The 13111-nt window shown below is 55.5% G+C and carries 13 protein-coding genes and 1 other RNA gene; 9 read left to right on the top strand and 5 right to left on the bottom strand.

What is annotated here, in order from left to right; all coding sequences use genetic code 11:
- Positions 1-105: 105 nt before the first annotated feature.
- Positions 106-924 (top strand): HMP-PP phosphatase, encoded by an 819-nt coding sequence (gene cof / locus O3S68_RS11820; RefSeq protein WP_249879645.1) that lies wholly within the window; start codon positions 106-108, stop codon positions 922-924.
- 42 nt (positions 925-966) lie between these two features.
- On the opposite strand, the gene O3S68_RS11815 is transcribed toward cof, so the two are convergent.
- Entirely contained in the window at positions 967-2013 is a 1047-nt protein-coding gene (locus O3S68_RS11815; RefSeq protein WP_269231568.1) for a PLP-dependent cysteine synthase family protein, read from the bottom strand.
- A 115-nt stretch (positions 2014-2128) separates the two neighbouring features.
- On the opposite strand from O3S68_RS11815, the gene O3S68_RS11810 reads away from it, so the two are divergent.
- The 5 genes from O3S68_RS11810 to amtB all read left to right on the top strand — a co-directional run bounded on the left by O3S68_RS11810 (position 2129) and on the right by amtB (position 8085).
- The gene (locus O3S68_RS11810; RefSeq protein WP_017458897.1) at positions 2129-2587 is read left to right on the top strand and encodes an Lrp/AsnC family transcriptional regulator; all 459 of its coding nucleotides are present in this window, start codon (positions 2129-2131) and stop codon (positions 2585-2587) included.
- Positions 2588-2638: 51 nt separating this feature from the next.
- Complete coding sequence (locus O3S68_RS11805; RefSeq protein WP_269231567.1) at positions 2639-4402, top strand: SmdA family multidrug ABC transporter permease/ATP-binding protein; 1764 nt, start codon at positions 2639-2641, stop codon at positions 4400-4402.
- Positions 4395-6173 (top strand): SmdB family multidrug efflux ABC transporter permease/ATP-binding protein, encoded by a 1779-nt coding sequence (locus tag O3S68_RS11800; RefSeq protein WP_097406278.1) that lies wholly within the window; start codon positions 4395-4397, stop codon positions 6171-6173. Before O3S68_RS11805 ends, O3S68_RS11800 begins: the two co-directional genes overlap by 8 nt.
- A gap of 255 nt (positions 6174-6428) precedes the next feature.
- Entirely contained in the window at positions 6429-6767 is a 339-nt protein-coding gene (glnK, locus tag O3S68_RS11795) for a P-II family nitrogen regulator (RefSeq protein ID WP_002891893.1), read from the top strand.
- A gap of 31 nt (positions 6768-6798) precedes the next feature.
- Entirely contained in the window at positions 6799-8085 is a 1287-nt protein-coding gene (gene amtB / locus O3S68_RS11790; protein WP_020456781.1) for an ammonium transporter AmtB, read from the top strand.
- A gap of 84 nt (positions 8086-8169) precedes the next feature.
- Here the strand turns inward: amtB and tesB are convergent, their stop codons facing one another.
- A complete protein-coding gene (gene tesB / locus O3S68_RS11785) occupies positions 8170-9030 on the bottom strand; it encodes an acyl-CoA thioesterase II (protein ID WP_020456782.1) in 861 nt (286 codons plus the stop codon).
- 215 nt (positions 9031-9245) lie between these two features.
- Between tesB and O3S68_RS11780 the strand changes: the two genes are divergently transcribed.
- Positions 9246-9815: a YbaY family lipoprotein gene (locus O3S68_RS11780; RefSeq protein WP_020456783.1), complete on the top strand. Its 570-nt coding sequence runs from the start codon at positions 9246-9248 to the stop codon at positions 9813-9815.
- Between the two features lie 32 nt (positions 9816-9847).
- Here the strand turns inward: O3S68_RS11780 and O3S68_RS11775 are convergent, their stop codons facing one another.
- Positions 9848-10159, bottom strand: a complete 312-nt coding sequence (locus O3S68_RS11775; RefSeq protein WP_017458903.1) for an MGMT family protein — start codon at positions 10157-10159, stop codon at positions 9848-9850.
- A gap of 165 nt (positions 10160-10324) precedes the next feature.
- Here O3S68_RS11775 and ffs point away from each other — a divergent pair.
- An RNA gene (gene ffs, locus O3S68_RS11770) (signal recognition particle sRNA small type) lies at positions 10325-10421 on the top strand.
- Positions 10422-10452: 31 nt separating this feature from the next.
- Here ffs and O3S68_RS11765 read toward each other — a convergent pair.
- A complete protein-coding gene (locus tag O3S68_RS11765) occupies positions 10453-10863 on the bottom strand; it encodes a GFA family protein (protein ID WP_045509202.1) in 411 nt (136 codons plus the stop codon).
- A 155-nt stretch (positions 10864-11018) separates the two neighbouring features.
- On the opposite strand from O3S68_RS11765, the gene O3S68_RS11760 reads away from it, so the two are divergent.
- Entirely contained in the window at positions 11019-11612 is a 594-nt protein-coding gene (locus O3S68_RS11760) for a hypothetical protein (RefSeq protein WP_269231566.1), read from the top strand.
- A 3-nt stretch (positions 11613-11615) separates the two neighbouring features.
- Here the strand turns inward: O3S68_RS11760 and yczR are convergent, their stop codons facing one another.
- Positions 11616-13037: a MocR-like transcription factor YczR gene (gene yczR, locus O3S68_RS11755; protein WP_269231565.1), complete on the bottom strand. Its 1422-nt coding sequence runs from the start codon at positions 13035-13037 to the stop codon at positions 11616-11618.
- Between the last annotated feature and the right edge of the window lie 74 nt (positions 13038-13111).

Below are 13111 nucleotides of genomic sequence, written 5' to 3'. Positions count from 1 at the left end.
CGGAATAATAATTTTTATCTATTCACTATTACTTCCGTATATCCCACGCAATACTGGAACACAACACTGAACTTCACAAAAACGCACTACAAGCGGAGAAAAATCATGGCACGTCTGGCCGCTTTTGACATGGATGGCACCCTGTTAATGCCCGACCATCGTTTGGGCGACCAAACCTTAGCAACCCTCCGGCGCTTGCATGAGCGGGAGGTGACGCTCGCTTTTGCCACCGGGCGTCACGCGCTGGAGATGCGCCGTATTCTTAGCGCTATCGCGATTGACGCTTTTTTAATTACCGGCAACGGTACGCGGATCCATTCTCGTGAAGGTGACGTGTTATATCGGCAGGATCTCAGCCCGGAAGTGGCCGATCTGGTGCTGCACAGCCGCTGGGAAACCGAGGCCACTGTCCATGTTTTCAATGATTCGGGTTGGTTGACCGACAAAGCGCTGCCAGAGACATTGCAGGCGCACCTTTACAGCGGGTTTACTTACCAGCTCACCGATCTCAAACGCCTGTCCGCGCATGACGTGACCAAAATCTGCTTTGTTGGCGATCACGACGATCTTTGCCGTTTGCGCATTCAGTTAAATGAGGTGCTGGGCGCACGCGCACACTTGTGTTTCTCCGCGATGGACTGCCTGGAAATCCTGCCGGTGGGGTGCAATAAAGGCTCGGCGCTGGCGGTGCTCAGCACAACGCTGGGTTATTCGTTGCAGGATTGCATGGCATTTGGCGATGCGATGAATGACAGAGAGATGCTCGAAAGCGTCGGAAAAGGAATGATCATGGGCAACGCCATGCCGCAACTGCGTGCGGCGCTGCCCCATTTACCGGTAATTGGACACTGCCGGGATCAGGCGGTATCACACTTTTTGACCCACTGGCTGGACACACCCAATCTTCCTTATTCCCCCGAATGAAAAGATCTTTCCAGCGAGCCAGGCACTACTGCCTGGCTTTTTTTATGCCGTAAGGCGGGTGATTTCGGCTTTCCACTGCTCAATATCACCAAAGTTCGCCGCTACCCATTGCGGGTTGTAGTAGGTGTCCAGATAGCGTTCACCGCTGTCGCAGAGCAGCGTCACGATAGAGCCGCTGCGGCCTTCTTCACGCATTCGTGCGGCAAGCTGCAACACGCCCCACATATTGGTACCGGTGGATGCACCCACTTTGCGCCCCAGTTGCGTTTCCAGCCATTGCGCGGTGGCAATGCTTGCCGCATCCGGCACGCGCAGCATCTCATCAACAACGTCGGCGATGAACGAGGGTTCCACACGCGGGCGGCCAATGCCTTCGATTTTACTGCCCACTGCGCTTCGCAGACTGGCGTCGCGATGCTGCCAGTAGTCGAGAAACACTGAATTTTCAGGATCGACCACCATCAGCTGGGTGCCATACCCCTGGCTGCGAATATAGCGGCCAATGGTGGCGGAAGTCCCGCCAGTGCCCGCGCTCATCACAATATAGTCGGGTTGCGGATGCGGTTCATTTTTCATCTGGCGGAAAATACTGTCGGCAATGTTGTTATTGCCACGCCAGTCGGTTGCGCGCTCGGCAAAAGTAAACTGATCCATATAGTGACCGTTCAGTTCTTTCGCCAGCCGTTCGGACTCGGCGTAAATCTCGCAGGCGCTATCGACAAAGTGGCAGCGACCGCCGTAGAACTCAATCTGCTCAATCTTGCGTTTCGCCGTACAGTGCGGCATCACGGCAATAAACGGTAAACCTAAAAGCCGTGCGAACCACGCCTCTGAAACCGCCGTGGAACCGGAGGAGGCTTCAATAATCGTGGTGCCCTCTTTGATCCAGCCGTTGCATAAGCCGTAAAGAAACAGCGAGCGCGCCAGACGGTGCTTCAGGCTGCCGGTCGGGTGAGTGCTTTCATCTTTTAAATAGAGGTTGATGCCTGCAAAACCCGGCAATGCCAGGCGGATCAAATGGGTATCTGCTGAGCGCTGTGCGTCCGCGTTGATTTCATTGATAGCGTATTTAACCCAGTTGCTATTCATGGTGGTTATCCGTTTGTCATTTTGTGCCCAGTCTAGCGAAAGAGAAAGAAAAAAGGGTTGTCATTTCGCCTTTGTATTAGACTGTTAAGAGAAAAATATTCTCCTGAGGTGGGTAATGTTAGATAAAATTGACCGCAAACTGCTTTCGCTGCTGCAACAGGATTGTTCGCTCTCTTTGCAGGCGCTGGCAGATGCCGTTAATCTGACCACCACACCGTGCTGGAAACGTCTGAAGCGGCTGGAAGATGACGGCATTTTACTCGGTCGGGTGGCGGTGCTGGATGCCGAAAAACTGGGGTTAAATTTAACGGCATTTGTGCTGATCAAAACCCAGCATCACAGCAGCGACTGGTACTGCCGTTTCGTTAACGAAGTCACGCAGATGCCGGAAGTGCTCGGTTTCTGGCGCATGGCGGGAGAATACGACTATCTTCTGCGTGTGCAGGTGGCAGATATGAAACGTTATGACGACTTTTACAAGAAGCTGGTGAACAGCGTTCCGGGGCTGTCAGATGTCACTTCTAGCTTCGCCATGGAACAGATAAAATACACCACGGCTTTGCCCATTGAATAACCCTCGCGGCAGTAATTCACTGCCGGAAAATCACGTTCAGGATGTAACCGCGTGCGATTATTTGCTCAGTTAGGCTGGTACTTTCGCCGGGAATGGCAACGCTATCTCGGGGCTGTCGCCTTACTTATTATCATTGCTATCTTGCAGCTTATCCCGCCCAAAGTGGTGGGGATCGTGGTGGATGGCGTCACCGAACAGCACTTCACCACGCAACAAGTGTGGATGTGGGTAGGTGTTTTAGTCGCTGTGGCTATTATCACCTACTTGCTGCGCTACGTCTGGCGCGTCTGGCTGTTCGGCGCATCCTATCAACTGGCCGTTGAGTTGCGGGAAGATTTTTACCGTCAGTTGAGCCGACAACACCCGGAATTTTATCTCCGCCACCGCACCGGTGATTTGATGGCCCGCGCGACCAACGATGTCGATCGCGTCGTTTTCGCCGCGGGCGAAGGGGTGCTGACGCTGGTGGATTCGCTGGTGATGGGCTGCGTGGTGCTGGTGGTGATGTCAACGCAAATCAGCTGGCAGCTCACGCTGCTGTCGCTATTACCTATGCCGATTATGGCGCTGGTTATCAAGCGTTACGGCGATCAATTGCATCAGCGCTTTAAGCTGGCGCAGGCGGCGTTTTCCGCGTTAAACGATCGAACCCAGGAGAGCATGACCAGCATTCGCATGATCAAAGCGTTTGGTCTGGAGGATCGCCAGTCGGCGTTGTTCAGCCGTGAGGCGGCAGATACCGGTGCAAAAAACATGCGCGTGGCGCGCGTTGATGCCCGTTTTGATCCCACTATTTATATCGCCATTGGTATGGCAAATATGCTGGCGATTGGCGGCGGTAGCTGGATGGTAGTACACGGTTCATTAACGCTCGGCCAGTTGACCAGCTTCGCTATGTATCTGGGGCTGATGATTTGGCCGATGCTGGCGCTGGCGTGGATGTTTAATATCGTCGAGCGCGGCAGCGCGGCTTATAGCCGTATCCGCGATATGCTGGCGGAAGCACCGGTAGTGAATGATGGCACCGAACCGGTGCCGGAAGGGCGCGGTAACCTGAATATCGCCATCCGTGAATTTCGTTACCCGCAGACCGGGAGCGCGGTGCTTAACAACGTGGCAGCGACGCTGGCGCCAGGCCAGATGTTGGGCATTTGCGGCCCGACAGGCGCCGGGAAAACCACCTTGCTTTCTCTGATTCAGCGCCATTTCGATGTTGAGCAGGGCGATATCCGTTTTCATGATATCCCCCTGACGCGCCTGCAACTGGACGCCTGGCGCAGCCGGCTGGCGGTGGTCAACCAGACGCCATTCCTCTTTTCCGATACTGTGGGCAACAATATTGCGCTGGGTAAACCTGGCGCGACGCAGGAGGAGATCGAGCATGTGGCGAAACTTGCCAGCGTGCACGACGATATTCTGCGTTTGCCGCAGGGGTATGACACCGAAGTGGGTGAGCGCGGTGTGATGCTTTCCGGCGGGCAAAAACAGCGGATCTCGATTGCCCGTGCGCTGCTGCTGAATGCGGAGATTTTAATCCTTGATGATGCGCTCTCCGCTGTAGATGGGCGTACTGAACACCAGATCTTGCACAACCTGCGCCAGTGGGGCGAAGGGCGCACCGTTATTATCAGCGCGCATCGCCTGTCGGCGCTGACCGAGGCCAGTGAGATTATTGTCATGCAGCATGGGCACATCGCACAACGTGGCCAGCACGAGCAACTGGCGCGCCAGCCGGGCTGGTATCGCGATATGTATCGCTATCAGCAACTTGAGGCGGCGCTGAATGATGTTCCGCAGGAGGCGGTTGATGCGTAATTTCACCAAACAGTGGCCAACGCTGAAACGCTTGCTGAAATACGGCTCGCCGTGGCGCAAACCGTTGGCTAAAGCGGTGCTGATGCTGTGGGTCGCGGCGATTGCCGAAGTCTCCGGCCCGGCGCTGATCAGCTACTTTATCGATAATATGGTGGCGAAAAACTATCTGCCGCTCGGCGTGGTTGCCGGGATGGCGGCGGTGTATGTCGGCCTGCAATTACTTGCGGCCCTGCTGCATTATGCGCAAGCACTGCTGTTTAACCAGGCGGCGGTCGGCGTGGTGCAACAGTTGCGTACCGATGTGATGGATGCCGCCCTGCGTCAGCCGCTCAGTGCGTTTGACACCCAGCCCGTCGGGCAGATTATTTCGCGCGTGACCAATGATACTGAAGTGATCCGCGATCTCTACGTCACGGTGGTGGCAACGGTGTTGCGCAGCGCGGCGCTGATTGGCGCAATGCTGGTAGCGATGTTTAGCCTCGACTGGCGCATGGCGCTGGTAGCGATGGCGATTTTCCCGGCGGTGCTGATAGTGATGCTGCTTTACCAGCGTTACAGCACGCCCATTGTGCGGCGCATGCGTGCTTATCTGGCGGATATCAATGATGGTTTCAACGAAATCATCAACGGGATGAGCGTTATTCAGCAGTTTCGCCAGCAGGCGCGTTTTGGGGAACGCATGAGCGAATCCAGCCGTTCGCACTATATCGCCCGCATGCAAACCCTGCGGCTGGACGGCTTTTTGCTGCGTCCGCTGTTGAGTCTTTTCTCCGCGCTGGTGCTGTGTGGCTTGCTGATGCTGTTCGGTTTCTCGTCCGTAGGCACGGTAGAGGTCGGAGTGCTGTATGCCTTCATCAGCTATCTCGGGCGTCTTAACGAGCCGTTGATTGAACTGACAACGCAGCAGTCAATGCTGCAGCAGGCGGTAGTCGCTGGTGAGCGCGTGTTCGAGCTGATGGACAGGCCGCGCCAGACTTACGGCTACGATGACGCGCCGCTGCAAAGCGGGTCTATCGATATCGACAATCTCTCTTTTGCTTACCGCGACGATCAACTGGTGCTGCAGGATATCTCCTTGCACGTGGAGCCGCGCAGTTTTGTCGCGCTGGTCGGGCACACCGGCAGTGGCAAAAGTACGCTGGCCAGCCTGTTAATGGGCTATTACCCGCTGACGAAAGGGGAGATCCGGCTGGACGGGCGTCCTCTGTCTGCATTAGGGCATGCGCCGCTGCGCAAAGGTGTGGCGATGGTGCAGCAGGATCCGGTAGTGCTGGCGGACAGCTTCTACGCCAACGTGACGCTGGGGCGTGAAATCAGCGAAGAACAGGTGTGGAAAGCGCTGGAAACGGTGCAGTTAGCTGAGCTGGCGCGCACGATGAGCGACGGTATTTACACACGATTGGGCGAGCAGGGTAATAACCTCTCGGTGGGGCAAAAACAGCTGCTGGCGCTGGCGCGCGTGCTGGTTGATACGCCGCAGATCCTGATTCTGGATGAAGCGACAGCGAACATCGATTCCGGCACCGAACAGGCAATTCAGCACGCGCTGGCGGCCGTGCGTGAGCATACGACGCTGGTGGTGATCGCCCACCGTTTATCGACCATTGTTGAGGCAGAAACGATTCTGGTGCTGCATCGCGGTCAGGCGGTTGAGCGCGGTACTCATCAGCAACTGCTTGAAGCGAAGGGCCGTTACTGGCAGATGTATCAGTTACAGCTTGCCGGTGAAGAGCTGGCTGCCAGCGCGCGCGAAGAGTCGCTTATCGCCTGATGCACCAAAATTAAGCACGCACCTTCACGGACTCTCTGTTGGTGCAAAAAAGTAACGCACCATGCACTGTCATGGTGCGTTTTTCTTTGCGCTTAACCTGCCGAATCATAAGCAAAGTTTTTCCCCTTTCTTGCTCTGCCCGTCCGGGCGCACTAACAACCTGAAATCTTCCCTGTTTTCATTCCTGGCACAACGATTGCAATGTCTATTGCGTGTTAGCTGCGGCCATTATCGAATTCGACTGGAGGGGGATCTATGAAGCTGGTTACCGTGGTGATTAAGCCATTCAAACTTGAAGACGTGCGTGAAGCGCTTTCTTCTATTGGTATTCAAGGGCTGACCGTAACTGAAGTGAAAGGCTTTGGCCGTCAGAAGGGTCACGCTGAGCTGTACCGCGGTGCGGAATATAGCGTCAATTTCCTGCCAAAAGTGAAAATTGATGTGGCTATCGCTGACGATCAACTCGATGAAGTGATCGATGTGATCAGCAAAGCGGCCTACACCGGAAAAATTGGCGACGGCAAAATCTTCGTTGCCGAGCTGCAACGCGTCATTCGTATTCGTACCGGCGAAGCCGACGAAGCGGCACTGTAATACAAGACACACAGTGATGGGGATCGGAACAATGAAAAACACAACATTAAAAACAGCTCTTGCTTCGCTGGCGTTGCTGCCAGGCCTGGCGATGGCGGCTCCCGCTGTGGCGGATAAAGCCGACAACGGCTTTATGATGATTTGCACCGCGCTGGTGCTGTTTATGACCATTCCGGGCATTGCGCTTTTTTACGGCGGTTTGATCCGCGGTAAAAACGTACTGTCGATGCTGACGCAGGTTGCCGTCACCTTCGCTCTGGTGTGCATCCTGTGGGTGGTGTATGGCTACTCGCTGGCATTTGGCGAGGGCAACAGCTTCTTCGGCAGCTTCAACTGGGCAATGTTGAAAAACATCGAACTGAAAGCCGTGATGGGCAGCATTTATCAGTACATCCACGTGGCGTTCCAGGGTTCCTTCGCTTGTATCACCGTTGGCCTGATTGTCGGCGCGCTGGCTGAGCGTATTCGCTTCTCTGCGGTGCTGATTTTTGTGGTGGTATGGCTGACGCTCTCTTACGTGCCGATTGCACACATGGTCTGGGGCGGCGGTCTGCTGGCAACCCACGGCGCGCTGGATTTCGCGGGCGGTACGGTTGTTCACATCAACGCCGCGATTGCAGGTCTGGTGGGTGCTTACCTGATTGGTAAACGCGTGGGCTTTGGCAAAGAAGCATTCAAACCGCATAACCTGCCGATGGTCTTCACCGGTACCGCTATCCTCTATGTTGGTTGGTTTGGCTTCAACGCTGGCTCTGCAAGCTCGGCGAACGAAATCGCGGCGCTGGCCTTTGTGAACACTGTCGTTGCTACTGCGGCCGCTATTCTGGCGTGGGTATTTGGCGAATGGGCAATGCGCGGCAAGCCGTCTCTGCTCGGTGCTTGTTCTGGTGCCATCGCGGGTCTGGTTGGTATCACCCCGGCCTGTGGTTATGTGGGTGTCGGCGGCGCACTGATTGTGGGTCTGATTGCCGGTCTGGCTGGTCTGTGGGGCGTTACTGCGCTGAAACGTATGTTGCGTGTAGATGACCCGTGCGATGTCTTCGGTGTGCACGGTGTGTGCGGCATCGTCGGTTGTATCCTGACGGGTATCTTCGCGTCTACGTCGCTGGGCGGTGTCGGTTTCGCTGAAGGTGTGACCATGGGCCATCAGGTGCTGGTACAGCTGGAAAGCGTTGCCATCACTATCGTGTGGTCTGGCGTGGTGGCCTTTATCGGCTACAAACTGGCGGACATGACGGTAGGTCTGCGCGTACCGGAAGAGCAAGAGCGTGAAGGGCTGGATGTGAACAGCCACGGCGAAAACGCCTATAACGCCTGATTACGTTGAGTTATCTCCTGAGCATAAAAAAGCCTCCGATCGGAGGCTTTTCTTTTTAAAGCATTTAAAGCGTTTAAAGCGCAGTTAGTTGCGATTGCGCATAACGCCTTCCTGCACGCTGGAGGCCACCAGCACACCCTCTTGCGTATAGAACTCACCGCGCACAAAACCGCGAGCGCTGGAAGCTGACGTACTTTCCACACTGTAGAGCAACCACTCGTTCATATTAAACGGGCGATGGAACCACATGGAGTGGTCAATGGTGGCAACCTGCATACCGCGCTCAAGAAAGCCCACACCATGCGGCTGAAGCGCAACCGGCAGGAAGTTAAAGTCCGAAGCATATCCAAGCAGATATTGATGCACGCGGAAATCGTCCGGCACGGTGCCGTTTGCGCGGATCCATACCTGGCGGGTGGGATCGGCAACGTGGCCTTTTAGCGGGTTATGAAACTCAACCGGGCGGATCTCCAGAGGCTTGTCACTGAGAAATTTCTCTTTGGCCTGCGGAGGTAACAAGTGGGCAAGCGCGCGGGCAATATCCGTTTCAGATTGCAGTGAATCCGGCGACGGTGCCGGCGGCATCGTTTTTTGGTGCTCGTAGCCGGTTTCCGGTGCCTGGAACGACGCGGTCATATAGAAAATAGGTTTGCCGTTCTGGATGGCCGCAACGCGTCGGGCGCTGAAACTGTTGCCATCACGCAGCACTTCCACATCATAAACAATCGGTTTTTCGCTATCGCCCGGACGTAAAAAGTAACTATGGAATGAATGCACCAGGCGCTCGGCAGGAACGGTCTCTTTGGCGGCATACAAAGCCTGGCCGACGACCTGGCCGCCAAAAACCTGGCGCAAGCCGAGATCTTCGCTCTGCCCGCGAAACAAGCCCTCTTCAATTTTTTCCAGGTTCAGTAATGCCAGCAGATTGGATAACGCCTGACTCATAGATTTCCTCAAATTAATAACGGCTGACGGAGCGAATTATCCGAATAGTATAACCTGGAAAAATTGCTGGTCCGATGGGTTCAATAATCTGAATAGATGGCAGTTTGCAGGAATATATCCCGCACGTGTGCCACACTTGTTCAGGTTACGATGGTTTGACCACACATCCTGGCGGGCGAAACGCCTGCCGGTGCATTGAAGATAAGGAGAAATCAATGAAACTCGTGCACATGTTAAGTGGTTTAGCAGTCGCGGTCGCGCTGTCTGCCTGCGCCCAAAAGGGCGGCGATATTCCGACACCTGCACCTAACCCAAATGCACCTGCGGCAACAAATAAACCGGCGATCACGCAACCGAATGTTTCGGGTACGGTTTGGATCCGTCAGAAAGTGGCGTTGCCGCCAAACGCGGTACTCACCGTGACGGTTTCTGATGCTTCGCAGGCAGATGCCCCGTCGAAGGTACTGGCGCAGAAAGCTGTCCGTACTGAAGGTAAACAGTCACCGTTTAGCTTTGTGCTGCCATTTAACCCGGCAGATATTCAGCCCAACGCCCGCATCCTGCTGAGCGCGGCGATTACCATTGACAACAAAATCGTCTTTATTACCGATACGGTTAAGCCGGTTATCAACCAGGGCGGTACGAAAGTTGACCTGACGCTGGTGCCGGTACAGCAAACCGCTGTGCCGCTGCAACAAAGTGGTGGGGCGGCAACAACAGTGCCTTCCACTTCTCCCACTCAGGTAAACCCGTCGGAAGCGACACCTGCGCCGACGCAGTACTAATCTGATTGTGCTCCTCCCGGTTGGGAGGAGCCTTAATAGATCCAGCGATAATGCTGTAAATCGATTTGCCCACTTCCCGACACCACCACGCCTTCCGCCAGCAGCGCCTGACGCTGACGCTGTAGATCCGGCCCGGTCAGCGAGATACAACCATGACGATTCACCACCCGATGCCACGGTAATGTGCTGCCTTCCGGTAAGCGTTTCAGCACGCCGCCCACCTGGCGTGCCGCGCGCGGTGAACCGGCCAGCTTCGCCACATCACCATAGGTCGTTACATAGCCTTCGGGGATGGCGGCAACGATTTGCCACACTCGCTGCGGGAAAGAGTCCTGTGTATCCATTGTGATGTCCTGAAGGAAGAAGAGGCAGCATAAACAGCCAATCGTGTGCTGTGAAGAGGGGATTGCGCAAGAAACCAGCATCCGCCCCGGCGCGGCTTGCAATTGCCATCCCGGATAGGGATAATGCGCCAGCGCGTTGGTTAACAACGCTCTCAATGGGGGCTCTGTTGGTTCTCCCGCAACGCTACTCTGTTCACCAGGTCAGGTCCGGAAGGAAGCAGCCAGGGCAGATGACGTGTGTGCCGGGATGTAGCTGGCAGGGCCCCCACCCAATTCTGCTTCCTTTGTTTTTCTCACTCGCGTGAATAACGCAAATACCCCGCAATGCCATCGTTTCCGCCATCCGAAGGGTGATTAACACCTTCTGAAACCGGAACTTGCGCAAAATCGAAGGGCGAAACGCCAGCAATACAGGCCACATTGACACCATACTGATCCGGGTTTGAGCGCCGCTGATGGAAGGTGTAGATGCCGCAAATCGAGCAAAAATAGTGCACAGCTGTTCCGGTGTTAAAGCGATATTCGGTCAATTTATCCTTGCCTTTAATCACCTCAATGCCCGAGAGCGGGGCCGACACGGTAACTGCGCCGCGCATTCGGCAAAAAGAGCAATTACAGCGCCGCACAGTGTTAAAACCATCCGAAAGCTGCACAGAAAACGCCACCGCGCCGCAGTGACACTGCGCCATTAATTTTTCCGCCATCGCTTTCCTCATCAAGACAAATCAAACGGGTCTTTCAACCTTAGCCTTTTTTACCTTTTTTGGTGGGGGAAACGCGTGGGTTCATTGGTGATGTTTTTATACAGAAACGGTACGCTGTAGCCGCAAAAAATAATTCTGATAAAAGGGCAGGGAGTATGCGCAACATCGTATTGGCATTGACGTTATCGGTATCGACGGCATCTTTTGCCGCTACGTTGCAGTCGGGGGTTTATGAAGAGCTGCAACTGGCGGTATCACCCTCCGGGCAGGTCACGGGCTACTACTCTGAAACCATGGGTGTTGGCATGACGCGAAACTGTTCCTTTGCGTTGGCGGGTAACGTCTCTCCGGCCGGGGAGGCGGAAATTTCCAGCTGGTCTTCCGATGTGCTGCCGGGGCATCTTTCCGCTACGGCGGACAGCGTGACATTGAAGATTGCGAACGGGCAAAACCATGACGGCTGCATGAATGTGATGGTGCCGCAGATCAACGAGGGGATTGAGTTGAGTAAAACCCAGTCGACACAATGGGTTTCTCTCGCCGAAGTGCTTGATGAGCGGGTTTATCTCAGCAGCACACCGGATACCAGCACGCGGCGCAAGGCGTGGATTGTCAAAAATGATGTGGTGGGAGTGCTGAAAACCGGGCAGGGCTGGACGCAGATCCAGTTTATTAGCGAGTCAGGGAAAAGTACCACTGGCTGGGTTAACAGCCAGTCGATAAAGCCGCTGACAGCGCCTGCGGCCTGAGTTTTACACCACGCTACGTTTTAATGGCGCTTGCGTTTCGCGAAGCGCCAGCCACAAGGGTTTAAGTCGCAGTAGCGCGTTTTCCAGCTCATTTGAATCCAGCGCGAAAGGGATACGCAGATAACGCTCAAACGCCCCTGTCAGCCCAAAACGCGGGCCAGCGCCGAGGTGGATACCAATCGTTTCTGCACGGGCGGCAAACTGCGTTGCCAGCATATCGGGCAATTCTATCCAGAAAGAGAGGCCGCCTTCCGGCAGTGAGAAACGCCAGTCGGGGAAGTGTTCCCGCAGCAGCGCTGCACAGCGATCGCGTCGTGCTTTGAGCATATCGCGACGCGCGGGCAGGAAGTTTTCGCCATTTTCCATCAGCCATAGCGTTGCCAGTTGTTCCAGCAGCGGTGAGCCGAGTTCCAGCGTATCGCGCGTCTGCACCAGCGTGACAATGGTTCGCGATGAGGCGCGGATCCACCCTAAACGCAGCCCACCCCAGAACGTTTTCCCCGCCGAACCGAGCGTAATTACCGTGCTGCTACTATCAAACGCCGCCATTGGCGGTGGTGGCGGAGATTCGTACCATAAATCCACCATCGTTTCGTCAACCACCAGAGTGGTGCGCGCTTGCGCGGCAACGCTGACGATGGCCTTGCGCGTGGCGATATCCATACAGCGGCCGGTTGGATTGTGATAATCAGGCATTAAATAAGCCAGCCGTGGCGCGGTCTGCGCCAGCGTCGCGGCGAAACCGTCGATGTCCCAGCCCGTTTGTGGTAAAGAAACGCCAACCGGCCTGCACGACGCTCCCTGAATGGAGGCAATCGCCAGCGGATAGGTCGGATGATCGACCACCACGCGATCGCCGGGCCCGGTCAGCATGCGCAGAATCAGCGCCAGACCGCTGAGCGCACCATTGACCACCATCACTTCATCAGCATGCGTGGGTAAGCCGCGGGCGGTGTATCGTGTGGCAATCGCTTCGCGCAATGCCTGCACACCTAATTGCCCGTAACCGGTGCGGGAAAGATAAGGCGGAATGGCCGCCAGCGCATGGGTATAAGCCTGGTGAATTTCCGGGCCAGCGCTGAGCGCGGCAGTGGAGAGATCGAGTGCTGTGCCCGCCGTGCTTAGCGTGGGTATCGCGCGGCTATCGGGCAGGATCACGCGCGAGCCACTGCCGTGGCGGCTTTCCAGATAACCTTCATCACGCAAGTGTGCGAGTGCACTGGCAACGGTTGTGCGGCTGATCTCGAGCATTGAGGCCAGTTCACGCTCTCCGGGAAGGCGTGTCTCCATTGCCAGCCTGCCATCAAGGATCAGCAGGCGCAGCGCGTCGGCAAGTTGTCGCCATAACGGCGTACGCGAAGCGGGTTGTTGCCAGTGGCCCAACAGACGGTGTAACGAGTGGCTACCCAGACGGCGTGATGACATATACAGTCCACTATTTGAAAACTGGACATTAATAATAAGTCCATTTCCGATAAAGATGAAAGCCTGGACAACCG

Origin of the sequence: Kosakonia sp. SOY2 (genome assembly GCF_027109175.1) — a bacterium.
Lineage (GTDB): Bacteria > Pseudomonadota > Gammaproteobacteria > Enterobacterales > Enterobacteriaceae > Kosakonia.
The sequence above is the reverse complement of the archived record's forward strand: the minus strand, read 5'-3'. Positions and strand labels throughout refer to the sequence as shown.